This is a genomic window from Kitasatospora sp. NPDC051164 (assembly GCF_044455625.1).
Classification (GTDB): Bacteria; Actinomycetota; Actinomycetes; order Streptomycetales; family Streptomycetaceae; genus Kitasatospora.
Genome location: NZ_JBITFB010000038.1, coordinates 31,491 through 55,796 on the forward strand (window position 1 = coordinate 31,491; position 24,306 = coordinate 55,796).

At 71.9% G+C, this 24,306-nt stretch carries 19 protein-coding genes and 4 pseudogenes; 6 read left to right on the forward strand and 17 right to left on the reverse strand.

Annotation, left to right across the window (positions count from 1 at the left end; all coding sequences use genetic code 11):
* The 3 genes from adhE to ACIBEC_RS39490 all read right to left on the reverse strand — a co-directional run bounded on the left by adhE (position 1) and on the right by ACIBEC_RS39490 (position 5,561).
* Positions 1 to 2,664 carry a bifunctional acetaldehyde-CoA/alcohol dehydrogenase gene (adhE, locus tag ACIBEC_RS39480; protein WP_360501507.1) on the reverse strand — a complete coding sequence of 888 codons (2,664 nt, stop codon included), beginning with the start codon at positions 2,662 to 2,664 and terminating at the stop codon, positions 1 to 3.
* Between the two features lie 244 nt (positions 2,665 to 2,908).
* Positions 2,909 to 3,280, reverse strand: coding sequence for a universal stress protein (locus ACIBEC_RS39485; protein ID WP_360501510.1), 372 nt, complete (start codon positions 3,278 to 3,280; stop codon positions 2,909 to 2,911).
* Positions 3,177 to 5,561, reverse strand: a complete 2,385-nt coding sequence (locus tag ACIBEC_RS39490) for a phosphoketolase family protein (RefSeq protein WP_360501513.1) — start codon at positions 5,559 to 5,561, stop codon at positions 3,177 to 3,179. The genes ACIBEC_RS39485 and ACIBEC_RS39490 overlap by 104 nt, the downstream gene beginning before the upstream one ends.
* 233 nt (positions 5,562 to 5,794) lie before the next feature.
* Between ACIBEC_RS39490 and ACIBEC_RS39495 the strand changes: the two genes are divergently transcribed.
* The gene (locus tag ACIBEC_RS39495; protein WP_360501515.1) at positions 5,795 to 6,148 is read left to right on the forward strand and encodes a universal stress protein; all 354 of its coding nucleotides are present in this window, start codon (positions 5,795 to 5,797) and stop codon (positions 6,146 to 6,148) included.
* A gap of 195 nt (positions 6,149 to 6,343) precedes the next feature.
* Here ACIBEC_RS39495 and ACIBEC_RS39500 read toward each other — a convergent pair.
* From ACIBEC_RS39500 to ACIBEC_RS39510, 3 genes and pseudogenes are all read right to left on the reverse strand, one after another.
* A pseudogene (locus ACIBEC_RS39500) lies at positions 6,344 to 6,589 on the reverse strand (DUF1214 domain-containing protein); the annotation flags it as partial.
* Positions 6,590 to 6,651: 62 nt separating this feature from the next.
* Positions 6,652 to 7,281 (reverse strand): sigma 54 modulation/S30EA ribosomal C-terminal domain-containing protein, encoded by a 630-nt coding sequence (locus ACIBEC_RS39505; RefSeq protein ID WP_360501517.1) that lies wholly within the window; start codon positions 7,279 to 7,281, stop codon positions 6,652 to 6,654.
* A 219-nt stretch (positions 7,282 to 7,500) separates the two neighbouring features.
* Positions 7,501 to 8,211, reverse strand: a pseudogene (locus ACIBEC_RS39510) (arginine deiminase family protein); the annotation flags it as partial.
* 99 nt (positions 8,212 to 8,310) lie between these two features.
* Here ACIBEC_RS39510 and ACIBEC_RS39515 point away from each other — a divergent pair.
* Positions 8,311 to 8,700: a universal stress protein gene (locus ACIBEC_RS39515; protein WP_360501520.1), complete on the forward strand. Its 390-nt coding sequence runs from the start codon at positions 8,311 to 8,313 to the stop codon at positions 8,698 to 8,700.
* 210 nt (positions 8,701 to 8,910) lie between these two features.
* Positions 8,911 to 10,623 carry a GAF domain-containing sensor histidine kinase gene (locus tag ACIBEC_RS39520; RefSeq protein ID WP_360501522.1) on the forward strand — a complete coding sequence of 571 codons (1,713 nt, stop codon included), beginning with the start codon at positions 8,911 to 8,913 and terminating at the stop codon, positions 10,621 to 10,623.
* 14 nt (positions 10,624 to 10,637) lie between these two features.
* On the opposite strand, the gene ACIBEC_RS39525 is transcribed toward ACIBEC_RS39520, so the two are convergent.
* From ACIBEC_RS39525 to ACIBEC_RS39550, 6 genes and pseudogenes are all read right to left on the reverse strand, one after another.
* Positions 10,638 to 11,030 carry a pyridoxamine 5'-phosphate oxidase family protein gene (locus tag ACIBEC_RS39525; protein ID WP_360501525.1) on the reverse strand — a complete coding sequence of 131 codons (393 nt, stop codon included), beginning with the start codon at positions 11,028 to 11,030 and terminating at the stop codon, positions 10,638 to 10,640.
* Between the two features lie 131 nt (positions 11,031 to 11,161).
* A complete protein-coding gene (locus ACIBEC_RS39530) occupies positions 11,162 to 11,860 on the reverse strand; it encodes a response regulator transcription factor (protein ID WP_360501528.1) in 699 nt (232 codons plus the stop codon).
* Positions 11,861 to 12,361: 501 nt separating this feature from the next.
* Entirely contained in the window at positions 12,362 to 13,222 is an 861-nt protein-coding gene (locus ACIBEC_RS39535; protein WP_360501531.1) for a universal stress protein, read from the reverse strand.
* 159 nt (positions 13,223 to 13,381) lie between these two features.
* A complete protein-coding gene (locus ACIBEC_RS39540; protein ID WP_396290127.1) occupies positions 13,382 to 13,837 on the reverse strand; it encodes a universal stress protein in 456 nt (151 codons plus the stop codon).
* Positions 13,811 to 14,029 (reverse strand): annotated as a pseudogene (locus tag ACIBEC_RS39545) (universal stress protein); the annotation flags it as partial. The pseudogene ACIBEC_RS39545 and the gene ACIBEC_RS39540, both read right to left, overlap by 27 nt.
* A gap of 26 nt (positions 14,030 to 14,055) precedes the next feature.
* Positions 14,056 to 14,208, reverse strand: a pseudogene (locus tag ACIBEC_RS39550) (universal stress protein); the annotation flags it as partial.
* A gap of 176 nt (positions 14,209 to 14,384) precedes the next feature.
* Between ACIBEC_RS39550 and ACIBEC_RS39555 the strand changes: the two are divergent.
* Both ACIBEC_RS39555 and ACIBEC_RS39560 read left to right on the forward strand, forming a co-directional pair.
* Positions 14,385 to 15,974 carry an oleate hydratase gene (locus tag ACIBEC_RS39555; protein ID WP_360501536.1) on the forward strand — a complete coding sequence of 530 codons (1,590 nt, stop codon included), beginning with the start codon at positions 14,385 to 14,387 and terminating at the stop codon, positions 15,972 to 15,974.
* A 200-nt stretch (positions 15,975 to 16,174) separates the two neighbouring features.
* A complete protein-coding gene (locus tag ACIBEC_RS39560) occupies positions 16,175 to 17,047 on the forward strand; it encodes a universal stress protein (protein WP_360501539.1) in 873 nt (290 codons plus the stop codon).
* A gap of 336 nt (positions 17,048 to 17,383) precedes the next feature.
* Here ACIBEC_RS39560 and ACIBEC_RS39565 read toward each other — a convergent pair whose 3' ends face one another.
* From ACIBEC_RS39565 to ACIBEC_RS39585, 5 genes are read right to left on the reverse strand one after another with little or no spacing between them, the layout of a single operon-like run.
* On the reverse strand, positions 17,384 to 18,178 hold the full coding sequence (locus tag ACIBEC_RS39565; RefSeq protein WP_360501542.1) for an HPF/RaiA family ribosome-associated protein: 795 nt from the start codon (positions 18,176 to 18,178) through the stop codon (positions 17,384 to 17,386).
* Between the two features lie 23 nt (positions 18,179 to 18,201).
* Positions 18,202 to 19,197 carry a carbamate kinase gene (locus tag ACIBEC_RS39570; protein ID WP_360501544.1) on the reverse strand — a complete coding sequence of 332 codons (996 nt, stop codon included), beginning with the start codon at positions 19,195 to 19,197 and terminating at the stop codon, positions 18,202 to 18,204.
* Positions 19,198 to 19,199: 2 nt separating this feature from the next.
* On the reverse strand, positions 19,200 to 20,204 hold the full coding sequence (gene argF, locus ACIBEC_RS39575; protein ID WP_360501547.1) for an ornithine carbamoyltransferase: 1,005 nt from the start codon (positions 20,202 to 20,204) through the stop codon (positions 19,200 to 19,202).
* Positions 20,205 to 20,235: 31 nt separating this feature from the next.
* Positions 20,236 to 21,459 carry an arginine deiminase gene (locus ACIBEC_RS39580; RefSeq protein ID WP_360501550.1) on the reverse strand — a complete coding sequence of 408 codons (1,224 nt, stop codon included), beginning with the start codon at positions 21,457 to 21,459 and terminating at the stop codon, positions 20,236 to 20,238.
* A gap of 19 nt (positions 21,460 to 21,478) precedes the next feature.
* Complete coding sequence (locus ACIBEC_RS39585; protein ID WP_396290129.1) at positions 21,479 to 22,924, reverse strand: amino acid permease; 1,446 nt, start codon at positions 22,922 to 22,924, stop codon at positions 21,479 to 21,481.
* 482 nt (positions 22,925 to 23,406) lie between these two features.
* Between ACIBEC_RS39585 and ACIBEC_RS39590 the strand changes: the two genes are divergently transcribed.
* Positions 23,407 to 24,288: a universal stress protein gene (locus ACIBEC_RS39590; RefSeq protein WP_360501555.1), complete on the forward strand. Its 882-nt coding sequence runs from the start codon at positions 23,407 to 23,409 to the stop codon at positions 24,286 to 24,288.
* Positions 24,289 to 24,306 lie beyond the last annotated feature (18 nt).

Genomic DNA, 24,306 nt, shown 5'->3' on the forward strand with positions numbered 1-24,306 from the left:
TCAGGCCTGGTCGCCGGAGTAGGCCTGGCGCATCAGCTGCTGCATGTCGTCGAGCATCGGCATGCGCGGGTTGGCAGGGGCGCACTGGTCCTCGTAGGCGTTCATCGCCTGCTGCGGCAGGGCCGCCAGGAAGGCGGACTCGTCGACTCCCGCGTCCTTGAAGGAGCGCGGGATGCCGACCCGGTCGCGCAGTTCCTCGACCGCGCGGGCCAGCGACTCGACGCCCTGCTCGGGGGTGTCGGCCGCCAGGCCGAGCATCTTCGCGATCTCCTGGTAGCGCTGCGGCGCCACGTAACTGCCGTACTTGGGCCAGCCGGTGACCTTCGCCGGGACCGATCCGTTGTAGCGGATCGCGTGCGGCAGCAGCAGCGCGTTGGTGCGGCCGTGGGAGACGTGGAAGGTGGCGCCCAGGGTGTGTGCCATCGCGTGCACCACACCGAGGAAGGCGGAGCCGAAGGCCATGCCGGCGATGGTGCCGGCGTTGTGCATCTTCTCCCGTGCGAGCGGGTCGTCGGCGCCGGCGGTGACGGCCCGCTCCAGGTACTCGAAGATCAGCCTGACACCCTGGAGGGCGAGGCCGTCGGTGAAGTCGTTGGCGTAGACCGAGGTGTATGTCTCGATGCAGTGGGTGAGCGCGTCGAAGCCGGTGTCGGCGGTGACGGCCCTCGGCAAGTGGGTGGTGAGTGCGGGGTCGCAGATGGCGACGCTCGGGGTGAGCGCGTAGTCGGCCAGCGGGTACTTCTGACCGGTGGCGGTGTCGGTGATCACCGCGAAGGGGGTGACCTCGCTGCCGGTGCCCGAGGTGGTGGGGATGCACACGAGCTTCGCCTTCTCGCCGAGGTCGGGGAAGGTGAAGGCGCGCTTGCGGATGTCGAAGAACTTCTCCTTCAGGTCGGCGAAGTCGACCTCCGGGTGCTCGTACATCAGCCACATCACCTTGGCCGCGTCCATCGGTGAGCCGCCGCCGAGCGCGATGATGGTGTCGGGCTGGAAGCCGCGCATCAGCTCGGCGCCCCTGCGGACGGTGTCGATGCTCGGGTTGGGCTCGACGAAGTCGACCACCCGCACCTCGACGGGCTCGCGGCGGCGGTCCAGGATATTGCGAATCCGTTCCAGGTGGCCGATCTCCACCATGGTCTTGTCCGTGACGATGACGATCCGGTGCGCGTTCGGCATGCTGGCCAGGTACTTGACGGAGTTGCGCTCGAAGTAGATCTTCGGCGGGACCTTGAACCACTGCATGTTGGTGTTGCGCCGCCCGATCCGCTTGATGTTGAGCAGGTTGAGCGCCGAGACGTTCCCGGCGACCGAGTTGTGGCCGTAACTGCCGCAGCCGAGGGTGAGCGAGGGAGTGAAGGCGTTGTAGACGTCGCCGATGCCGCCCTGCGAGCTGGGCGCGTTCCAGATGATCCGGCAGGCCTTGACCGCGTGGCCGAACGCCTCGACGAACGCCGCGTCCTCGGTGTGTACCGCGGCCGAGTGGCCGAGCCCGTTGAACTCGACCATCTGCTGTGCGAGTTGGATTCCCTGCGCGCGGTCGGCGGCGCGGAGCACGGCCAACACCGGGCAGAGCTTCTCCCGGGTCAGCGGCTCGGCCGGGCCGACCCGCTCGGCCTCCACCAGGATGATCGAGGTGTCGGCGGGCACAGTGAAGCCGGCCGCCTCGGCAATCTGCGCGGCGGACTGGCCGACCACCGCCGCGTTCAGCCGGTCACCGGCGCACGAGTCGGCGTCACCCGTGCCGAACAGGTGACGCGCCAGCAGCGCCTTCTCCTGCGCCGTGGCCAAGTGCGCCTTCAGCCGGCGGAACTCGGCGATCGCCGCCTCGTGGATCTCCGCGTCGAGGATGACGGCCTGCTCGGAGGCGCAGATCATGCCGTTGTCGAAGGACTTGGACAGCACGATGTCGTTGACGGCGCGGCGCAGGTCCGCGCTCCGCTCGACGTAGGCGGGCACGTTGCCCGCGCCGACGCCGAGCGCGGGCTTGCCGCAGGAGTATGCGGCCTTGACCATCGCGTTGCCGCCGGTGGCCAGGATGGTCGCCACGTCCGGGTGGTTCATCAGCGTGCCGGTGGCCGCCATGGATGGCTGGTCGATCCACTGGATGCAGTGGACCGGGGCCCCGGCCGCGACCGCCGCGTCCCGCACGATCCTGGCCGCCTCGGCCGAGCAGCGCTGGGCGGCGGGGTGGAAGGCGAGGACGATCGGGTTGCGGGTCTTCAGGGCCAGCAGGCACTTGAAGATGGTGGTGGAGGTGGGGTTGGTCACCGGCGTGATGCCGGCGACCACGCCGACCGGCTCGGCGATCTCCACGATGCCGTCGATCTCGTCACGGTGGACCACCCCGACCGTCTTCGTCCGGCCCATCACGTGGGTGACATTCTCGCAGGCGAAGACGTTCTTGACGGCCTTGTCCTCGAAGACCCCGCGGCCGGTCTCCTCGACCGCCAGTGCCGCGAGGCCGGTGTGCTGGGCGAGTGCGGCCAGCGAGGCCTTCCTGACGATGTGGTCGACCTGCTCCTGGGTGAAGGAGGCGTAATCCGCGAGGGCCCTCAGGGCACCGGCCACCAGGACGTCGACGGCGCTCACGGTGCTGTCCGGCTGGTCGGTCTGCGCTGCCTGCGGGGCTGGGGTCTGGTCGTGGGACTGCTGGCGGCGGGGCATCGGGGATCACCTTTCGGGTTGTCGTCGTGGGTCGGCCGCCTGCGGCTGTCGCGCGGTCCGGCACGTCTCGAAGCATTCCCCGTCAGCTGATCCCAGGGGAGCGGCTGTTGGGGCACCGTCGCGGGCCCAAGGTCCCGGGTGCCGTCGGGCGGTTGGTCCCGCCGCAGGCCCGAGGCCGCCGCCGCCGACGGCCGTGACCGGGCCGCTCTCGGTCCTGGCCACGGCCGTCCGCCGGCAGGCCGGCTCAGTCGTGGGGCACGACCGCGACCGGGCACTGCGCGGAGTGCAGGACGCTGTGCGCCACCTGTCCCAGCTTCGGTGCCGCCAGCGGATGCGCGGGTGCCCGCCGGCCGACGACGACCAGCGCGGCGGTGCGGGAAGCCTGCGCCAGCGCCGGCCGCACCCAGCCCGCAGCCGAGTCGGTCGGCCTCGTAGGCCGCCCAGTCGGTCGCCGCCTCGCTTCGCGCGGGGCCGTCGACGCCCACCACCACGGGACGAGAGTGGTTGTCGGTTCATCCCTGCCAGGTCCAGTCGGTGACCTCCGGCAGGTCGGTGCCGTGCTCGCGGATCCAGGCCTGGTGGCGGAAGCGGGCGTCGACCATCTCCTGCCGCACACTGGCGGCGCGGGCGGCGAGGCCAGGCACCCTGTCGATGACGTCCATGACCAGCCGGTAGCGGTCGAGGTCGTTGCGGACGACCATGTCGAAGGGTGTGGTGGTGGTGCCCGACTCCTTGTAGCCACGCACGTGCAGCTGCGGGTGGACCGCCCTGCGGTAGGCCAGGCGGTGGATCAGCCAGGGATAGCCGTGATAGGCGAAGACCACCGGCCGGTCGCGCGTGAAGAGGGCGTCGAACTCGGCGTCGGGCATGCCGTGCGGGTGCTCCTCGGCGGGCATCAGCCGGGCCAGGTCGACCACGTTGACCACCCGGACGGCGAGGTCGGGCAGGTGGCGTCGGAGCAGACCGGCGGCGGCCAGCACTTCCTGGGTGGGCACGTCGCCCGCGCAGGCCAGCACGACGTCCGGCTCGCGACTGCCGTCCCCGGTGCCCGCCCAGGGCCAGATCCCGGCACCGCGGGCGCAGTGCTCGCGGGCCTGCTCCAGGGTCAGCCAGTCGAAGCAGGGCTGCTTTCCCGCGACCACCACATTCACGTAGTCGCGGCTGCGCAGCACATGGTCGGCGACGGCAAGCAGGGTGTTGGCGTCCGGCGGGAAGTAGACCCGCACCGCCTCGGGGCTCTTGTTCATGACGTGGTCGACGAAACCGGGGTCCTGGTGCGAGAAGCCGTTGTGGTCCTGGCGCCAGACGTGTGAGGTGAGCAGGTAGTTCAGCGAGGCGATCGGGGCGCGCCAGGGGATCTGCCGGGTGGTGCGCAGCCACTTGATGTGCTGGTTGACCATCGAGTCGACGATGTGCACGAAGGCCTCGTAGCAGGAGAACAGTCCGTGCCGGCCGGTCAGCAGGTAGCCCTCCAGCCAGCCCTGGCAGGTGTGTTCGGAGAGGATCTCCATCACCCGACCGCCGCGTTCCAGGTGCTCGTCGGTGTCGAGCACCTCGGCCTCCCATGCCTTGCCAGTGGCGCCGTAGACGGCCTGGAGGCGGTTGGAGGCGGTCTCGTCGGGCCCGACCAGGCGGAAGTCACGGCGCTGCGCGGTATCGATCATCACCTGCTCCAGCAGCTCGCCGAGCACGCGGGTGGGTTCGTGCAAGGTGCTGCCGGGCTTGTCGACCGGGACGGCGTAGCGCTCCAGCGCGGGCATCGGGAGTTCGCGCAGCAGCAGGCCGCCGTTGGCATGCGGGTTGGCGCCCAGCCTGCGCTTGCCCGACGGAACGGCCGCCAGCACCTGGGCGGTCGGCCGGCCGTGGTCGTCGAAGAGCTCCTCGGGGCGGTAGGAGCGCAGCCAGGCCTCCAGTTGCGCGAGGTGTTCGGGGTTGTCGCGGACCTGGTTCAGCGGGACCTGGTGGGCGCGCCAGGTGCCCTCCACCGGCACGCCGTCCACCTCGGCGGGCCCGGTCCAGCCCTTGGGGGTGCGCAGCACAATCACGGGCCAGGCGGGGCGTGCGGTGTCGCCCTGGGTGCGGGCGGCGTGCTGGACGGCGGCGATCCGGTCGAGCGCGGTATCCATCGCCGCGGCCATTGCCCGATGAACCGTCAGTGGGTCGTCCCCGGTGACGTACAGCGGGTCGTGGCCGTAGCCGCGCAGGAGGGCGTCGAGCTCCTCCTCGGGGAGGCGGGCGAGCACCGCCGGGTTGGCGATCTTGTAGCCGTTGAGGTGCAGGATCGGCAGCACGGCGCCGTCGTGCACCGGGTCGAGGAACTTGTTGCCGTGCCACGAGGCGGCCAGCGGGCCGGTCTCGGCCTCGCCGTCGCCGATCACGCAGGCGACCAGCAGGCCCGGGTTGTCCAGCGCCGCGCCGTACGCGTGGGAGAGGCCGTAGCCCAGCTCGCCGCCCTCGTGGATTGAGCCGGGGGTCTCGGGTGCGACGTGGCTGGGAACGCCGCCGGGGAAGGAGAACTGCCGGAACAGTCGGGCCATGCCCTCGCCGTCGCGGGTGACGTCCGGATAGGTCTCGGTGTAGCTGCCCTCCAGCCAGGAGTTGGCCAGAACCGCCGGGCCGCCGTGGCCCGGGCCCCAGACGCAGATCGCGTCCAGGTCGCGCTGCCCGATCACCCGGTTCAGGTGGGTGTGCACCAGGTTCAGGCCCGGCGAGGTGCCCCAGTGGCCGAGCAGGCGCGGCTTGATGTTCTCGGGGCGAAGCGGATCACGTAGCAGCGGGTTGTCCAGCAGGTAGACCTGGCCGACCGCCAGGTAGTTGGCGGCCCGCCAGTGGGCGTCCAGGGCCCGCAGCTCGGGCTCGGACAGGACGGCGGGGGTCTGACGCGCGGTGGCGGGCATGGCAGCGGGCTCCTCAGGGGCGTGGGACTTGCGCTTGCCACCCAGCGTCACACCGCGGTCGCCCGACGCACAGGGCCGATCGGGTCACGCCCCCCACCACTCGCCCGGGACCTACGGCGAAGGCACCGGGACCGCGTGGCCCTGCTCCCGCTCGGCGGCCCGGCGCAGGCTGGAAGCGCCTGCGACCAGCGCAGGCGCGCTATCCGGCGCCCGCTCCGACAGCTGGACGAACCATGATCGACAGTCAGCGCGAGACCAAGGCCTACCTGGACTCGTTGCGCGGCGCCATGCACGCCGTGTACGGGCTGCTCGGCCCGACCGAGAGTACCCGGTTCCAGGCCCTGGAAGCCGAGCTCCTGCATGCAGCCGTCGCCAGCTGGCGGGAGAAGTTCCCCGAGGTCGAGGTGATCGAGGACAGCCGCGTCGACACCGGTTCGGGGGCCGTGGTGGACGCCTCCGCCGACGCCGCACTCGTCGTCGTGGGACGCCGCCGGCGCCCGCTCCCCCTCGGCGCGCGCCTCGGACCGGTTGCCCACGCCGTGGTCCACCACGCGCACGCACCGGTCGCCGTCGTCCCACACGACTGAGGCTCCCGGTCGGGTCGGCACCGGTCCCGGACGCGACACCAACCACCCCACAGGATGCCGCTGCCCGCCCGGAGGAGCACTCCGGACGGGCAGCGGCATCGGCCGTTCTCCGACCCCCGCGCCGCGACTTCTCTCAGGCCTTACGGACCGGCGGCGGTTCCAGCGGCCGTCGAGCACCTCGGGCTTCGGTGCGTCCAGGCGCATCGTGATCCCCAACGATCCCAGCAGTGCCGGCAGCCAGTTCGCCCGTCGGTCCGGGCCGGGTTTTCTGTGCGCGACGGGGATGTCGATGGAGCCGTCTGCGTTGTAGGTCAGCGGGTCCAGGTCGCCGAGGGCGAAGCGGTCGAGCTCAGCTGGTGCCGTCGCGGCCTGGGCAGAGCCCCTCGCCGGCCCGTCCCCTGGCGGTGCGGACAGGCGGAGCCGGGAGCGGCCCCACGCCACTCCCGGCTCCGGTGCAGCTCCGGCCCACCCCCACAGCGGACCAGGCTCGCGACCCGCGCCTCCTACTGCGCGGGAGTGATGAGGCCGTAGTGGCCGTCGTAGCGGTGGTACAGGACATTGCCCCGGCTGGTCGCGGTGTCGGTGAAGAAGACGAACGGCAGGCCGGTGAGGTCGATGGGCCGCATCGAGCCCTCCGGCAGGTCAAGGGCGCGCAGCTGCCCGGGGGTGACCCGCACCAGCGGGCCGGGGTGGGCGGCACCGAAGTGGGTGAACACGTGGGTGACGTCAGTGAGGATCAACAGGGCATCGGCGTCGAGCTGTTCGGCCAGCAGGGCGGCGGCGAAGTCCTTGTCGACCACGGCCTCCACGCCGCGCAACTCACTGCTGTACGGATTGCGAGTGACGGGCACGCCCCCACCGCCCGCACAGATCACGACAGTTCCGTGGTTCAGAAGCTCCCGGATGACAGGCACTTCGACCACGGCCCGCGGCCGGGGCGAGGGGACGACACGACGGTAGTGCGGGCCGTCCTGGGCGCAGGTCCAGCCCCGGTCCAGCTCCAGACGCCGGGCCTGCTCGGCGGTGAGCTGCCGGCCGATGAACTTGTCGGGCTGCCGGAAGGCAGGGTCGTGCGGGTCGACCTCGGTGTGAGTGACCAGCGCGGCAACCGACCGCCCCGGCAACCGGCTCATCAGCTCGCGCGAGGCGGCGGCCGGTGAGCCGGGGCGTCTCGGTGCCTGCTCGCCGGGCCTGCTTCAACTCGGCTGCCAGGTCGAGGAGGTGGTGGATCTCGGCGGCGGTGAAGTCGAGCTCGCTCAGGTAGTCGCGGCCGCGCAGGCGGGCGGCCTCGATCCGGGTCGCGGGGGTACCGGCCGTGACATGGCTGGTGGTCATCTTCTGCTCCCGGATGTCTAGTTGGCGGCGTCGCGCTGGATCGGGCAGCTCATGCACCGCGGTCCGCCGCGGCCGCGGCCGAGCTCGGAGCCGGCGATGGTGACAATCTCGATGCCCTGCTTGCGTAGGTAGGTGTTGGTGGTGGTGTTGCGCTCGTACCCGACGACCACACCGGGTTCGAGGGCGAGGAAGTTGCTGCCGTCGTCCCACTGTTCGCGCTCGGCGGCGCGGGCGTCCTGCGGGGCGGAGAGGAAGCGGACCGTGTCCAGGCCGAGCGCCTCGGCGAGCGAGGTCGCGAGGTCGGTGTCGGGGGTGACCTCGAAGCCGGCCGGCCGCTCGGGGGCGGGGGTGAGCGTCCAGGAGCGCAACTGGTCGGCCAGGCCCGGGTAGAGGGCGAAGGTGTCGCGGTCGATCATGGTGAGCACGGTGTCCAGGTGCATGAACGCCCGGCTGCGCGGCAGCCGCACGGCGATCAGCCGGTGGGCCGTGCCGGTGAGAAAGAGCTGCTGGGCGAGCTGCTCGACGGCTTGCGCAGTGGTCCGCTCCCCCATGCCGACCATGACCACGCCGGGTCCCACCACATGGACGTCCCCGCCCTCCATCGTCATGCCGGGAGCCGCCGTGGTGCCGTCGAGCAGCGGCGGTGCGGTCTCGGCGAACAGCGGGTGGAAGCGGTAGATCGCCGCGGTGTGCAGGGTCTCCCGACGCCGGGCCGGGCGGGCCATCGGGGTCCTGTCGGTCCCTGGGCGCGCCAGGCGGGCCACCCCCAGAGTGGTCGGGGCCCGAGCCCCGGTCACATCCACCCGCTTCCCGGAAAGGCATTCACGATGACGCGACAGGTTCTTGTCGGAATCGACGGATCACCGCAGAGCCAGGCCGCGGCCGACTGGGCGGCCGCCGAGGCGCAGCGCAGCGGTGCACCGCTGCGCCTGCTGCACGCCTGGCCGTGGCTCACCGGCACGAACGCCGCCGACCCGGCGACCTCCCACCCGGGCGACCTGCGGACGGCCGCGCTACACGCACTGGCCGACATCGCGGACCGAATCCGCCGCGCACATCCCGGGCTGGCGGTCGAGACCGAAGTGATCGGCGATGCTGATCCGGATGGGCTACGGTCTCGCCGGTCCCGCCACACCCCGCAGGCCTGCGGCTTCGGTCCTGGAAGTCGGCGACGGCAATCGGCGCTGATTATCATCGTCGGCAGCCGGACCGGATAGGGCCCCGCTTGTGGGACTCCTCAGCTCGCTTCGAACCGCCGAGCAGGTCTGGACCGGTGTGGACCGCCCGCTGCGGCGTCGCGGACCTCCCCCGTGGGATTGCACGGCCTGCCCAGGCCGAAACAAGTCCGTGCCTGTACCGGGACCGGTCGGTTGCTTGTGCCGTCTGCGAGAATCGACCGGCCGGGTGTCGGAACGAGGAGGACACGCATGGGTGGGCACGTGACACGGTCACGGGTTCCGCAGCTCAGACTGGACGAGCTGCTGGAGGAACTGCAGGCCCGGATCGACGCTGCCCGTGGGACGCGGGACCGGGTGCACAGCCTGCTGGAGGCGGTGCTGTCGGTCGGGCGGGAACTGGACCTGACCCAGGCGCTGCGTCGGATCGTCGAGGCGGCCGCCGTGCTGGTGGACGCCCGCTACGCGGCGCTCGGAGTGATCGGCCAGGATGGGGAGACCCTCTCGCAGTTCCTTACCGTGGGCATGTCCGAGCAGGAAGTCACCGCGATCGGGCCCTACCCGACCGGCAAGGGCCTGCTGGGCGAGCTGATCCACCATCCGGAGCCGCTGCGGCTCGGCGACCTCTCCTCGCACACCGCCTCCTACGGGTTCCCCGCCAACCACCCGCCGATGCGGACCTTCCTCGGGGTGCCCGTGCGGGTACGCGAGGAGGTGTTCGGCAACCTCTACCTGACCGACAAGCGCGGCGGCGAGGACTTCGACGCCGACGACGAGTCGGTGATCGCCACCCTCGCGGTCGCCGCCGGCGTCGCGATCGACAACGCCCGCCTGTACGAGGAGGCGCAGCGTCAGCAGCGGTGGCTGAGTGCGAGCGCGGAGATCACCCGCAGCCTCCTCTCGGGCAGCTCGCGCGAGCAGGTGGTGGAGCTGATCGCGCAGCGGGCTCGGGAGATCACCGGCGCGGAGCTGGCCGATGTCGTGGTGCCAGAGGACGGCGGCGAGAGGCTGCGCCTGGAACTGGCACTCGGCGGCAAAGCTCACGCCCGGCAGAACATGGTCGTGCCGACGCAGGGCACCCTGTCGGGGGCCGCGTACGCGCAGGGCACCCCGGTGACCACCCCCGACCTGGCCGACGATCCCCGGCTGCCGACCGACCCTCGGCGCTCCGAGGGCCTTGGCCCCGCCGTGGCGGTCCCGCTCGGGCGGGCAGCGGGACACATCGACGCAGTACTGCTCCTGGCCCGGCCGGCAGGAGCGGCGGAGTTCACCGCGCGGGAGATCAGTCCGCTGCTCGGGTTCGCCGACCAGGCCGCCCTGGGGCTGGAACTGGCGGCACGCCGACATGACGCTGAGCAGCTGGCAATGCTGGAGGACCGCGACCGGATCGCGCGCGACCTGCACGACCTGGCGATCCAGCGGCTCTTCGCCACCGGGATGACGCTGCAGAGCGCGGCCCGGTTCATCGACCACTCCGGCGCCTCGGACCGGGTACTGCGCGCAGTGGGCGACCTCGACGAGACCATCAAGATCATCCGCTCAACGATCTTCGGCCTGCGAGCCCGGGACGAGGGCGCCTCGCAGGGGCTGCGGGCGCGCGTGGTGCGGGTGGTGGAGGCGGCACAGACAGCCCTCGGCTTCGCGCCCAGGCTGAGCATGGAGGGGCTGCTGGACACCGACGTACCGGGCGAGGTCGCCGACCACGTGCTCGCAGTCCTGAGCGAGGCGCTGAGCAACTCGGCCCGGCACGCTCAGGCCGCACGGGTCGAGGTGGTGCTGCAGGCGACCGGCAAGGAGGTCGTGCTGACGGTGCGGGACGACGGCGTCGGAGTGCCGGAGCAGGGACGGCGCAGCGGGTTGCGCAACATCGCCGAGCGGGCCGAAGGCCTGGGCGGTGCGATGGAGTTGACGGGACCGGCGGATGGCGGCACCAGGCTGGTGTGGTCCGTACCGCTTGGTCGTTGACCGAGAGGGCGGTGTCACTCCACGCGGGCGTCGGCGGCGGGCAGCGTTCGGCCGGCCACCAGTTCGTTCCGGATGCGGACGGACACCAGGTCCGTAGGTTCAGCGGGGCTGGGGCGGGCGTGGTCCTCGACCACGTCGGCCCGGCCCAGGACGGTCACGGTCCAGCCGCTGCCGTCCGTCTCATCGACCTCGCTCACCTCGAAGGCGACCAGCGCCCCGCAGAGCGCGCGCACCAACTCGGAGCCCGCGGTGACGCGAAGCAGCACGCTGCCGTCGCCGGCGAGGCGGTAGGGGACCGGCAGGACGGCCGGCAGAGCACCGACGGTGTAAACGACGCGGCCCACCGACCGCGCGGCCAGCAGCCGCCGGCACTGCCGCTCGTCCAGCGGGGTGTGGTCAGGTGTCATGGCATCGATCCTCATCCCCGGCCCGTCCCAGCGGGAGGGGCTCATGGTCCTCGCGCCCGGGCCGAGTGGCCCCTCGGCAGCAGTCTCGGTCCCGTCGCCGGACGAGCGACCGGTCGCCCGAAAGCGCGGGGCTAGCGGGTGTGGCGGCTCGCGGCGAACTCGTGGGCGGCGAGGGTCTGGGTGGCGATGACGGCGGCCTGGACCCGTCGCTCGACGCCAAGTTTGGCGATCAGCCGGGAGATGCGGTTCTTGACGGTCTTCTCGGCGAGATGGAGTCGCTGGCCGATCTGGCGGTTGGTCAGGCCTTCGCCGATCAGCGCGAGGATCTCCTGTTCCCGCGCGGTGAGCTGCGGGAGTGCCGGAGCCTGCGTAGTGGCGTCGCCGCGCAGCCGGGCCATCAGCCGGGTGGTCGCGCCGGGGTCGAGCATGGATTGCCCGGAGGCCACCATGCGCACCGCGGAGACCAGATCGGTGCCGCTGATCTGCTTCAAGACGTAGCCGGCGGCGCCGGCCATGATGGAGTCCACCAACGCCTCCTCGTCGTCGAAGGAGGTGAGCATCAGACAGGCCGGCTCGGGCATCCGCGACCGCAGCTCCCTGCAGACCGTCACGCCCTCGCCGTCGGGCAGGCGCATGTCCGGCACTGCGACGTCCGGGCGCAGCGCGGGGACCCGGGCCAGTGCCTGCTCGACGGTGCCGGCCTCGCCGACAACCCTCAGGTCGGGCTCGGCGTCCAGCAGGTCGTGCACGCCGCGGCGGACGCCCTCGTGGTCGTCGAGGAGGAACACCTTGACCGGGGCGCTCCCCTGCGGTGTTGCACTGTCCGCCATGAAGATCTCCGAACTCGTGGGACCGCTGCCACAGCGGGGGGATGAAGCCTCTGGGAGTCTGGCGAATGTGCCGACCTCCTCATAGGGCCGGATGGCCCTTTCTCCAGCAGATCGCCGACCAGAAGCGCAGGACGTGCTGAGCCGTTGCCAGATCACCGTGCCTCGGCGCGGTCGTCCTCGCCAGGGCGGTCGCCACCGCGTCCCAGGACACGTAGCCAGCGTGCGGGAAGCGGCGGGTGCCGCCAGCGGTCATGCCGAGGACGGCCCCGCCCACTCGGCTCGGATGACAGGACGTCATCTCGTTTCGGCTGGACCCGTCCGCAGGATCACCCGGCGCCCGTGTCCCCGGTTGCGCTGGAAGCGGTGAACCGGCCATGCCGATGGGGCATGCCTGCGGGCCGAAGGTCCCCTCTTCACGAGGTTCCGCCCCCCTGTCCGGCCACAGTTCCGGACGCGCGAGTGGCCGGGACCTCATCGGCCCCGGCCACCGCGCGCCGTGGTTCAGTCGTGCGGCACGATGGCCACCGGGCCGTGCGCGCGGTGGATGACCGCGTGCGCCACCGGCCCCAACCTCGGCGCGGCCGTCGGGTGCGCGGCCGCGCGCCGGCCCAGGACCACCACGGCCGCGCTGCGCGAGGCCTCCACCAGCGTCCTGGCCGCACCCCAGCCGGACACCTCCGCCACGGTGCGCACCTCGGGGAACTTCTCCCGCCAGCGGGCCAGCGCGTCCTGGAGACGCAGCGTCTCCGACTCCACCAGCGACCGCCTGATGTCGTCCTGTCCGACCGGGGCCTCTGTCCGGTAGGGGCCGTGCGGTTCGACCCGGCCTTCCAGTGCCCGCAGCACGGCCCCGCGCCGGGCGGTTTCCTCGAAGGCGAACCCGAGGACGGCGTCCGACGGCCGGCTGCCCTCTACGCCGACCACGACCTGGCCCGGGCCCTTGGCCGGGCCGTCGGCGCCCGCCGGTACCAGGACGACGGGGCACCGTGCCTCGGTCGCCACGCGCAACGCGACGGACCCGAGGAGCCGCCCGGTGACCCCGCCCGGTCCACGCGAGCCGAGGACCACCAGGCCGTCCCGCTCGCCGGCGGCGGCCAGGGCGGACCACGGGGTCCCGGGAATCAGCTCGCAGGAGATGTCCAGTTGCGGCAGCGCCTGCGCGATCCGCGCCTGGAGCGCCGTCGCGAAGTCCGGCAGCCCGCACCCGGCCGCCCCGCCGTACGGGAGGTCACCGTCCTGCGGCGGTGCCACCCAAACCAGGCGAAGGGCGGCGCGGCGCCGGTAGGCGTCGTACGCCGCCCACTGCGCCGCCGCGGTGCTTTCCACCGATCCGTCGACACCAACCACGACGGAAACAGACATGGTTACAACCTCCACGGGATCTGGCCGGCCTGGGCACCCGTGTGCCCGGCTCGTTGTCCAGCAGAGTCGTCCCGATCCCAGCCCCTGGGACATGGGCCGGTCAGCCCCTGGCCGGTACCGAAGGTCCCTCGGGCTGGGGCATGGCCTGGCCGGTTGGGTTCACGACTCCGGTACCAGCACCACGGGGCAGGCGGCGTGGTGCAGTACGGCATGTGCGACCGGCCCGAGGCGGCCGAGCGAGGCAGCGTGGCCCCGTCCCAGGACCACGAGCCGCGCCTTGGCCGAGGCATCGACGAGCACCTGTCCGGCGCCGCCCGGCTCGGCGTCCGCGACCACCTGCACATCCGGGTGGCCGGCCCGCCACGGCGCGATCGCGAGGTCGAGCAGGTCGTGCTCGGCGAGCTGGAACTTCGCACGCGCCGACGGATCCACCGGCGCCCACGCGTGCAGGGCCCGCACCGGCAGCCCGTAGCGCCGCGCGGCGTCGAAGGCGAAGTCGAGCGCGGCCTCGGCCGGCCGTCGGGTGTCCACCCCGACCACGACCTGTTCGCGTGGCACCGGGTCCGCCGCTTCGGCGGGGACCACGACGACGGGACATCCCGCCCGGCCCGCCACGTGGAGAGCTGTCGCCCCGACGCGGAGCCCCGGGAAACCGTCGTCCCCCCGGGCGGCGAGAACCAGTAGCTCGGCATCCTCGGCCGCCGCCACCAGTGCCGCCGTTGCGACGTCGTACACCTCGTCCGCGTGCACGCACAGCTCCGGGTGCCGAACCGCCAGCACGTGCTGCGCCTCTGCGAGCACGCCACGTCCGGAGAACCGCGGGCGCGCGCCAGCCGCGGCAGCAGGTGCGGCATGAGCGGAAGGGCGTGCAGGACCCGCAGCGGACGCTGCCGCAGCGCCGCCTCCTCGGCGGCCAGGTCGGCCGCCGCCAGACTCTCGGGAGAACCGTCGACTCCGACGGTGACGGGAAGGTACATGATCGCCATCTCCTCTCGGGCCCCGGCAGCGGAGGCCCATACGGCACACCTGTCCGGGACCACCGGTCCAGTGCCACGGGCCGCCCGGCCCTCGCGAGCACCAGCCCGGTGACCGAAGGCTGGAAACAGCCTGCCGACCAGCGCAGGGGCGCCACAGGCGTCAGCCCGCACAGCCGGAAGAGATCATGATCAACAGTTCGCGGGAAACGAAGGCCCATCTGGTCGGCGGCGGCATCGCCTCCCTCGCCGCGGCAGCCTTCCTGATCCGGGACGGCGAGTTCCCGGGCGAGAACATCCACATCCTGGAGGAACTCCCCCTGGCCGGCGGCTCACTGGACGGCCGGGGAGCCGCCGAGCAGGGCTACGTCACGCGCGGCGGGCGGATGCTGGAAGAGGAGGCGTACACCTGCCTGTGGAACCTCCTGGAGACGATCCCTACCCTCGACGACGAGAACGTGACAGTCCGCCAGGAGATCCTGGCCTTCAACCAGCAGTGGCCCACCGAGGCGAAGGCCCGCCTGATCGACCGGGACCACCGGATCCTGGACGCCTCGCAGCTCGGCCTGGACACCCGTGACCGGATCGAACTCGCCCGCCTGCTGGCCCTGCCCGAGTCGGTGATCGGCTCCCGGCGGATCGACGAGTTCTTCTCCGAGCACTTCTTCGCCACCAACTTCTGGGCGATGTGGCGCACCACCTTCGCCTTCCAGAACTGGCACAGCGCGATCGAGCTCAAGCGGTACTTCCTGCGCTTCGTACAGGAGTTCCCGCGCCTCCACACCCTCTCCGGGGTCCGCCGCACCCCGCTGAACCAGTACGACTCGATCGTGCGGCCACTCATCCGGTGGCTGACCGGGCACGGGGTGCGGTTCGAGCACGGCGTCACGGTGACGGACGTCGACTTCACCGAGGAGGCGGGCATCCGCCGCGCCAAGCGCCTCCACCTCGACCGGGACGGCCACCCGGAGACCGTCGAACTCGCCGATCTGGACCTGGCGTTCATCACCCTGGGCTCGATGACCGCCGACGCCGCCTACGGCACGGACGATACGGTTGCCGAGCTGGTCCGCGACAAGCGCGACGGCGGCTGGACGCTGTGGGAGACGCTCTCGCGCAAGGCCCCCGACTTCGGCCGTCCCGCCGTCTTCAACGGCAACATCGCCGATGCCGCCTGGCAGTCCTTCACGTTGACCATGCGCAGCCCGGTCCTGCTCAAGCGGATCGAGGAGTACAGCGGCAGCGCCGCCGGCACCGGCGCGCTGATGACGTTCAAGGACTCGCCCTGGCTGATGTCCATCGTCGTGCCGCGCCCGCCGCACTTCGACGGCCAGCCCGAGGACGTCTTCACGCTCTGGGGCTACGGCCTGTTCATCGACACCCCCGGCGAGCACACCGGCAAGGTGATGGCCGAGTCCACCGGGCGGGAGATCCTGGACGAACTCCTCGGCCAGCTCGGCTTCGACGACATCGCCGAGGAGGTCCGCGCCACCACCACGGTCACCACCGTGATGATGCCCTACATCACCAGCCAGTTCGCCCGCCGCGGCGTCCACGACCGGCCGCTGGTGATCCCGCACGGCGCCAGGAACTTCGCCCTCCTCGGCCAGTTCGTGGAGATCCCGGAGGATGTGGTCTTTACCGTCGAATACTCGGTCCGCGGCGCCATGCACGCCGTCTACCGGCTGCTCGGTCTCGACAGGCCGATCCCGCCCGTCTATCACGCCCTCTCGGACCCGAAGACCGCCTTCCAGGCCCTGAAGACCGCGTTCGGCTGAGCCCAACACGGCAAGCGCAACCAAGCCGAAGGCGCGCACCCCACAGGTCGTCGGGGTGCGCGCCTCGCCCATTCGGGACCTTGGGCCCCACCCGCGGACCGGCAGGCCCTGGGGACGCGGGGTCGCCCTCGGCGAGGCTGGTCCCCGACCTCGGGCGGCTGTGCCCGAGACAATCCCCGTGCAGTGGAAAGGTCACTCCCATGAGCAGGTTCGTGCTGGCCGGTATAGACGGTTCGCCCGAGAGTACCGCCGCAGCGCAGTGGGCCGCCGACGAAGCGGTGCGCCGCGGCCTCGCCCTGCGACTCGTCCACGCCTGGACCTGGCAGGACGACCTCCACGCCGATCCCGGCCAGCCGGCGGACGTGCGCGCCCTGACCGAGCGCATGCTCACCGACGCCGCGCAGCAGGTGCGCTCGACCCACCCAGGGTTGGAGATACACACGGGCCTCCTGGCCGGCCACGAGCCGGCCGCGGCCCTGCTCACCGCCGCGGCCGAATCCGAGCTGCTCGCCGTCGGTTCGCTGGGCCTTGGCGGCTTCGAGGGTCTGCTGGTGGGATCGGTCGGTCTGGACGCCGCGGCGCGATGCGACGTGCCTGTCGTCCTGGTCCGGGCCGCGCAGACGCAGCAGGCCGACGCCCGCGACGCCGCCGAAGTGGTCGTCGGTGTCGACACCCGCGTCCTGGCGGACGACGTCGTCGACTTCGCCTTCCAGGAGGCCGCGGCACGCGGCGCCGTGCTGCATGCCGTGCACGGCTGGACTCCGCCGGCGGCCTGGGGTTACGCCGGCTGGGTGGCACCGCAGATCGAGACCGAGCAGTTCCGCACCATCGAGACCGAGTTGCTCAGCCAGACGCTGAGCGCATGGCGGGACAAGTACCCCGAGGTCGAGGTGGTCGAGGACAGCCGGATCGGCAGCGGCGCCGGCGCGGTGGTGGACGCATCGCGCAACGCCGCGCTCGTGGTGGTCGGCCGCCGCCGGCGCCGCCACCACCTCGGCCTGCGTCTCGGCCCGGTCGCCTACGCGGTGATCCACCACGCGCAGGCCCCGGTCGCCGTCGTCCCGCACGACTGAAACGGCACCGGTGCCATCCCGGCACCGGGCGCACGTCCCCGCGCTGGCGCGGACCCAAGGCCGGATGCCGCGTCCTACAGCTGGACGCGGCATCCGGCCTTGGGTCCGTCACCCGCTGGCGTTGAAACCGGGAGCAGCAGCTCGATTTCCGCGTGGCCCTGTCGAGCCATCACCAGCGCCAAACGCCTGGCCCGCCACCGCGGTTGCGGTGGCGGGCCGTTCATGGATTCGTCTGGGTCCGCATCAGGGATGGTCTGGAGCGGCCCCACCCGCTCCCGGCCATCGCCCCTGCCCTGGCCCGGCCGGGCCCCACAGCCGCCGGGGCGTACCCGCGCCCTACTGCGCGGGAGTGATGAGGCCGTAGTCGCCGTCGTAGCGGTGGTAGAGGACGCTGCCGCGTCCGGTGGCCGCGTCGGTGAAGAAGACGAACGGCCATCCGGTGAGGTCGAGGCGCGACACCGCCTCGGCAACCGCCAGTTCCGGGGCCGGGGCGGTGCTCACGCTCAGCCCCGGCACGGGCTCGGCGGCCGGGCCGGTCGAGGCCAGCCGGTGGGCGCCGGTGTGCGCATCGCGGTAGACAATGCTGTCGCAGGCGGTCGCGGCGTCGGTGAACAGGTGGAAGTCGTAGTCCATTGCCTCCATCTCGAACACCGCTGCCCAAGCAGTCTGGCGGGTCAGGCTGTAGGACTTGTGCCGCACGATCCGCCGTTCCTCCGGGGACCGGCCGCGGCGGTGCGGGCGGTGCTCGTGGCCCGCCACGTCGTTCCAGGCGCCGGGCCCGGTCGGCTGGGTGGCCGGGCGGCGGTGGAGGTCCCGGTGGTGGCGTACCCGGGCGAGCCGGGCGGTCAGCCGGTCCTGGAGCAGGTCGATGGCCTCCGGCATGGTCGCCGCTGCGACGTGCGCCCGGACGGGCCGGCCGTTCAGGTCCACCACGGCCTGGGCCAGGGACGGCTTGACGACGGCATGGTTGGCCTCCTGGGTGAGCTTCACCCGCGCGGCCGGCACCGGTTCGTGCAGCCGCTCGACCACGGCCGCCAGTTTCGCCTTCGCGTAGTCGGGCGCGGCCAGCGACACCTCACCCCGGGTCTCCACCTGGATGTGGACTGCGGGAGGAGTCTGCAGAGGGTTCATCGGGTCCTTCTTCCGGTCGGGTTTCAGACTGTCGCGTGCCCGGGCAGCGCGCCGAGGGCCGAAGGTCCCGCAGGCAGGCCCTGCGGGCACGGCTTTCCGCGCTCCACGGCCGCGCGGACCGTGGTGCCTGTGGTGCCGAGGATCGTGCCGAGCGCGTCGTCCAGCGGGCCGATGGCGGCGAGGTGGCCGGTGCGTTCGGTGAACGAGGCGGCCGCCTCGGCCTTGGGCCGCATCGAGCCCTCCGGGAGGTCCAGCGCACGCAGGTGCTCGGGAGTCGTGGCGACCAGTGGACCGGGGTGGGCGGCGCCGAACCGGGTGAACACATGGGTGACATCGGTGAGGATCAACAGGGCGTCGGCGTCCAACTGTTCGGCCAGAAGGGCGGCGGTGAGGTCCTTGTCGACGACCGCCTCCACACCGGTCAGCCGACGGGTGTCGGGGTTGCGGGTGACGGGTACGCCTCCGCCGCCCGCGCAGATCACCACCGCTCCACCGGCCAGGAGGCCGCGAATGGCGGGCGCTTCGAGCACCTCGCGCGGCCGGGGCGAGGGGACGACGCGGCGGTGGTGGGCGCCGTCCTGTGCGGTGGTCCAGCCGCGTTCGCGCTCCATCCGCCGGGCCTGCTCGGCGGTGAGCTGCTGGCCGATGAATTTGGTCGGGAGCTTGAACGCCGCATCGTGCGGGTCGACTTCGGTGTGGGTGACCAGCGCGGTCACCACCCGCCCGGGCAGGCGGTTCAGCAGCTCGCGGGCGAGCAGGGTACCGATCATGCCTTGGGTCTGGGCACCGAGTACGTCCAGCGGGTACGGCGCGGTCAGGGCTGGGTCGGTCTCGCTCTCCGCGGCGAGCAGGCCGATCTGCGGGCCGTTGCCGTGGGTGATCACCAGCTCGTGCCCGGCGAGGACGAGTTCGGCCAGTGAGGCGGCGGCCTGGTGGACGTGGTGCAACTGGACGGCGGCGTCGGGGTGTTCGCCTCGCTGGAGCAGGGCGTTCCCGCCGAGGGCGGCGACGATGCGCATGGTCAGTCCCTCCCGAGGGTGGCGACGAGGATCGCCTTGATGGTGTGCATGCGGTTCTCGGCCTGGTCGAAGACCAGCGAGGCCGGCGACTCGAAGACCTCGTTCGTGACCTCCAACCCGTCCGGGCCGTACTGCTCGGCGAGTTCGGCGCCCAGGTCGGTCCGGCGGTCGTGCAACGCGGGCAGGCAGTGCAGGAGGGCCGCGTCCGGGTTGCCGGTGGCCGCCAGGGTCTTGGCGTTGACCTGGTAGGGCAGCAGCAGGTCGATGCGCTCCTGCCACTTCTCCGGGCTCTCGCCCATGGAGACCCACACGTCGGTGTAGAGGTAGTCCGCGCCGGCGACCGCCTCCTCGACCTCCTCGGTGAGGGTGAACCGGGCTCCGGTCTCCTGGCCGAGCAGCAGGCACTCGGAGACCAGCAGCGGATCGGGCCACAGTGCGCGGGGCGCGGCGATCCGTACGTCCATGCCGAGCAGGCTGCCCATCACCATCAGCGAGTTGGCGGTGTTGTTGCGGGCGTCGCCCAGGTAGCAGAAGGAGATCTCCTCCAGCGGCTTGCGGCTGTGCTCGCGCATGGTGAACACGTCGCACAGGCTCTGGGTGGGGTGGCAGGCGTCGGTGAGGCCGTTGTAGACCGGGACGCCGGCATGGCGGGCGAGTTCGGTGACGGTGTCCTGGTCGAACCCGCGGTACTCGATGCCGTCGTACATCCGGCCCAGCACCCGGGCGGTGTCGGCGACGGACTCCTTGTGGCCGATGTGCGAGCTGTCCGGGCCGAGGTAGGTGGTGGTGGCGCCCTGGTCGGCGGCGGCCACCTCGAAGGCGCAGCGGGTGCGGGTGGAGTTCTTCTCGAAGATCAGGGCGAGGCGGCGGCCGGTGAGTTCGGGCTGCTCCGTGCCGGAGCGGCGGGCGGCCTTCAGTTCGGCGGCGAGGTCGAGCAGGTGGTGGATCTCGACGGCGGTGAAGTCGAGTTCGCGCAGGTAGTGGCGGCCGTGCAGGTTGACGGTCATGTCAGGTTCTCCTCGGTGGTTCGTCGGATGGTCAGTTGGCGGGGTCGCGCTGGATGGGGCAGCTCATGCAGCGCGGCCCGCCGCGGCCGCGGCCGAGTTCGGAGCCGGCGATGGTGACGATCTCGATGCCCTGCTTGCGCAGGTAGGTGTTGGTAGTGGTGTTGCGCTCGTAGCCGACGACGACGCCGGGGGCGAGGGCGAGGAAGTTGCTGCCGTCGTCCCACTGCTCGCGCTCGGCGGCCCGGGCATCCTGCTCGGCGGACAGGAAGCGGACCTTGTCCAGGTCGAGAGCCTCGGCGAGGGAGGCTGCGAGGTCGGTGTCGGGTGTGACGTCGAACCCGGCCGGCCGCTCGGGTGCGGGGGTCAGCGTCCACGAGCGCAGCCGGTCGGCCAGGCCGGGGTAGACGGCGAAGGTGTCCCGGTCGATCATCGTCATGACGGTGTCGAGGTGCATGAACGCCCGGGTCTCGGGCAGGCGAACGGCGATCAGCCGGTGTGCGGCGCCGGTGAGGAACAGCTGCTGGGCGAGGGTTTCGACCGCCTGGGCGGTGGTGCGCTCGCCCCTGCCGACCATGACCACGCCCGGGGCGATGACGTGGACGTCCCCGCCCTCCAGGCTCAGCCCCGGCGCCGTAGTGGTGCCATCCAGCAGTGGCGGGGCGGTCTCGGCGAACAACGGGTGGAAGCGGTAGATCGCGGCGGTGTGCAGAGTCTCGCGGCGGCGCGCGGCCTTGGCCATCGGGTTGAGGCTGTACCGGGCGCCGATCCAGCAGGAATTGTCGCGCGGGAAGAGGTGGTTGGGCAGCGGCGCGAGGGCGAAGTCCTGCTCGCCGACGGTGTGCCAGACCAGGCTGTGCGGGTTGCGCAGCGACAGGTCGTCCCTGAGGACGCCGCCGATCAGGTACGAGGCCAGCGTCTCGCCGTCCAGGTCCTCGCACAGGGCGCGCACCGGGTCGACCAGGGCGGGGCCGACGGTGGCGGGGTTGACCACCTGCCCCAGTAGCCAGGCGCGCGCGGCCGGTATCGCGAGGGTCTCGGAAAGCAGGTCGGCGTAGTGGTGGACGCGCACGCCGTGGTCGCGCAGGACCTGGGCGAAGGCGTCGTGCTCCTCGCGGGCGCGCTTGGCCCACAGGATGTCGTCGAAGAGGAGCTCGTCGACGTTGCGGGGGGTGAGCCGGGACAGCTCCAGGCCGGGGCGGTGCAGGATCACCTGGCGCAGGCGGCCGGTCTCGGAGTCGACGCGGAGAGTGGACACGATCAATGCTCCTTGTGCTTCAGTGCTGGTGGCGCGGGGTCAGTGCGCGGCGGATGATTGCGGGCAGGCCGACCGGGCCTGCGGTGCGGGCTGCCGTCGGCAGCGAGGTGGTGCCGGTGGCCGGGTCGATCGCGGCGGGTGTGGTGCCGGGTTCCGTCAGGGCTGCGGTGGCGTGGTCGGCGTGCGGGCGCTTGAGCCAGATGTAGACCGGGATGCCGAGCAGGATGGTGAAGAGGCCGTAGTAAACGGTCTGGTAGCCGCTGCCCTGGATCGACCAGTAGGAGAAGGCCAGTGCCAGGACGGTGACGGTGACGTCCCGGGCGAAGCGCCTGCGCTCCGACTCCTCGCGGCCGCGCACCACCAGCCAGTACAACTGGGCGGCGGCTGACACGAGGTAGGGGATGACGGCGGTGAGCACGCTCAGCAGCACGATCTCCGTGAACACCTTCGTGAACCGGGTGTAGCTGATCACCGTGAGCACCGAGGCGAGGACGGTGGCGGAAACGATACCGAAGGCGGGTACCTCGCTGCGGCCGCGGACCTTGGCGAACGCCTGCGGGAACAGCCCGTCACGGGCCGCCGCCATCGGCATCTCCGCACAGATCAGGGTCCAGCCGTTGAGCGCGCCGAGCCCGGAGACGATCGCCGCGGCGGCAACCAGGTTACCGGCCCAGTGGCCGCCCGCGATGTTGTTCATGGCGTCGGTGAACGGCGCGGCCGAGCTGCCCAGTTGGGCATGTGGGACGGTGCCGAACACGGCGAGCGTGCCGAGCAGGTAGATCGCGGCGCAGGCCAGCGTGCCGTACACGGTCGCCCGCGGCACGTTGCGCTTCGGTTCGCGCACCCGTCCGGCAGCAACGGAGGCGGTTTCCAGGCCGATGTAGCTGAACAGGGCGATCGCCCCGGCTGCCGAGATCGCACCGAGGGCCGAGCCGCCGCTGGCGTTGAAGGCGCCGAAGTTGCCGGACTTGATGAACAGCAGACCGGCCGTGCCCATGAACGCCAGCGGCAGGAACTTCAGCACCGTGGTGACCACCTGGAACGCGCCGATGTTCCGCACGCCGGTCAGGTTGACGGCGGCCGGCAGCCACAGCCCGGCCAGCGCGATGGCGATCGAACCCCAAGTGTGGTGGCCCTTGTTGACGAACACCTCGACGTAGCCGACCCAGGCCACCACGATGGCCGCATTGCCGGCCCAGGCGGTGATCCAGTACGACCAGGCAGTCAGGAACCCGGCGAACTCGCCGAACGCCTCCCGGGCGTAGACGTACGGGCCGCCACTGCCCGGCACCCGCTCCGACAGCCGCCCGAACACCATCGCGAGCGCCAACGCCCCGATCGTCACCAGGACGAACGCCACCAGCGCGATCGGCCCGTACGGAGCGAGCGCGGAGGGCAGCGCGAACACTCCGGTACCGATGATGCTGCCGACGACCAGAGCGGTCGCCGCGGGCAGCCCGAACATCTTGTTCCGCTGCGTGGGCGACGCGGCTGCTGGACTTCCTTTGTGAGGCGCGGACATAGTCTGGCTCCTTGTGCGGTGAGCGGGGAAGCGGACGGGGCCCTGCGAGGCTCGCTGTCCGCCGCTAGAGATCTTCCGGTCGGCGAGGCGGTGTGCCCCAGGGACCGTCGGTCCCCCTCACGTCGCCACCGGTCCCGACTGCGACGGCCTGAGGGTCCCGGGTCCAGCACGCGCCGGCGAAGGGTCACAAGGCGCCAGGTCGTCGATCTGAATGACCGTCACATCCTGGTTCACCCAAGCCGCAGCCCCGCCAACGGTGTGTCCGCAGAGGACGGCTGCCGGCCGAGGAGCCGATCAGGGACCTGTGGCCTCCCGCACAGCCCCGTCGGTCCCTGTCCGGCCGGTGCCCGGCGCCGCGAGAGTAGCGGGGCGGTCGGCAACCACACGTCGCCCCTTCACCCCGACACCCGAGAGAGAGTCCCACGATGACGCGCTACGTCCTGGCCGGCCTCGACGGCTCACCCCAGAGCGAGGCCGCTGCCTCCTGGGCCGCCGAGGAAGCCCAACTCCGGGGCGCGACACTGCGCCTGCTCCACGTCCGGCCGTGGCTGGCCACCACCGAGGCGGATCTCTCCCGTCCAGGGGACCTTCGCACTCAAGCCCTTCGGGCACTGACCGACACCGCGAGCCGGATTCGCGACGCCCGGCCCGACCTGACCGTCGAGACCACGCTGATCGGCGACACCCCGACCGATGGACTGGTGGCCGCGGCCGCAGGACGGGAGCTGCTCGTACTCGGCTCGCGTGGGCTCGGCGGATTCGCCACCCTGCTCGTGGGCTCCGTCAGCCTCGGCGTGGCCGCACGGGCCGACACCCCGGTCGTCCTGGTCCGCTCCGAGCAGCCCTCCGTCGCACACGAGGTGGCAACTCACCCGGCCGTCCGCGAGGTCGTGCTCGGCCTCGACGCACGCCACCCCGCCGACCCGGTCATCGAGTTCGCCTTCGCCGAGGCCGCGCTACGCGGGGCGCGCCTGCTTGCCGTGCACGGTTGGAACCCGCTGCCCGCCTGGTCCTTCGCAGGCTGGGTGCCGCCGCAGACGGACATCGCCGCGCAGAAGTCGAGCGAGAAGGCCCTACTGGTCCAGGCGCTCGCCCCCTGGCGGGAGAAGTACCCCGAGGTCGAGCTGGTCGAGGAGGTCCACCTCGGCAGCGGCGCCCAGACCCTGCTGGAGTCCTCCGATGCTGCCGGCCTTATCGTCGTCGGCCGCCGCGTGCGGCGTCACGACGCCGGCATGCGTCTGGGGCCCGTAGCCCACGCCGTGCTCCACCACGCCGCTGCCCCGGTGGCGGTTGTTCCCCACCCCTGATCCCGACCGCCCCGCACC

Excerpts from the sequence above, each read along its gene's own strand:
- ACIBEC_RS39495 (WP_360501515.1), top strand. The coding sequence starts at position 5,795 with ATGATCGACAGTCAGCGCGAGACCAAGGCCTACCTGGACTCGTTGCGC.
- ACIBEC_RS39505 (WP_360501517.1), bottom strand. The coding sequence starts at position 7,281 with ATGAGCCGGTTGCCGGGGCGGTCGGTTGCCGCGCTGGTCACTCACACC.
- ACIBEC_RS39525 (WP_360501525.1), bottom strand. The coding sequence starts at position 11,030 with ATGACACCTGACCACACCCCGCTGGACGAGCGGCAGTGCCGGCGGCTG.
- ACIBEC_RS39520 (WP_360501522.1), top strand. The coding sequence starts at position 8,911 with ATGGGTGGGCACGTGACACGGTCACGGGTTCCGCAGCTCAGACTGGAC.
- ACIBEC_RS39565 (WP_360501542.1), bottom strand. The coding sequence starts at position 18,178 with ATGAACCCTCTGCAGACTCCTCCCGCAGTCCACATCCAGGTGGAGACC.
- ACIBEC_RS39515 (WP_360501520.1), top strand. The coding sequence starts at position 8,311 with ATGACGCGACAGGTTCTTGTCGGAATCGACGGATCACCGCAGAGCCAG.
- ACIBEC_RS39570 (WP_360501544.1), bottom strand. The coding sequence starts at position 19,197 with ATGCGCATCGTCGCCGCCCTCGGCGGGAACGCCCTGCTCCAGCGAGGC.
- ACIBEC_RS39490 (WP_360501513.1), bottom strand. The coding sequence starts at position 5,561 with ATGCCCGCCACCGCGCGTCAGACCCCCGCCGTCCTGTCCGAGCCCGAG.
- ACIBEC_RS39585 (WP_396290129.1), bottom strand. The coding sequence starts at position 22,924 with ATGTTCGGGCTGCCCGCGGCGACCGCTCTGGTCGTCGGCAGCATCATC.
- ACIBEC_RS39560 (WP_360501539.1), top strand. The coding sequence starts at position 16,175 with ATGAGCAGGTTCGTGCTGGCCGGTATAGACGGTTCGCCCGAGAGTACC.
- argF (WP_360501547.1), bottom strand. The coding sequence starts at position 20,204 with ATGACCGTCAACCTGCACGGCCGCCACTACCTGCGCGAACTCGACTTC.
- adhE (WP_360501507.1), bottom strand. The coding sequence starts at position 2,664 with ATGCCCCGCCGCCAGCAGTCCCACGACCAGACCCCAGCCCCGCAGGCA.
- ACIBEC_RS39530 (WP_360501528.1), bottom strand. The coding sequence starts at position 11,860 with ATGGCGGACAGTGCAACACCGCAGGGGAGCGCCCCGGTCAAGGTGTTC.
- ACIBEC_RS39535 (WP_360501531.1), bottom strand. The coding sequence starts at position 13,222 with ATGTCTGTTTCCGTCGTGGTTGGTGTCGACGGATCGGTGGAAAGCACC.
- ACIBEC_RS39555 (WP_360501536.1), top strand. The coding sequence starts at position 14,385 with ATGATCAACAGTTCGCGGGAAACGAAGGCCCATCTGGTCGGCGGCGGC.
- ACIBEC_RS39590 (WP_360501555.1), top strand. The coding sequence starts at position 23,407 with ATGACGCGCTACGTCCTGGCCGGCCTCGACGGCTCACCCCAGAGCGAG.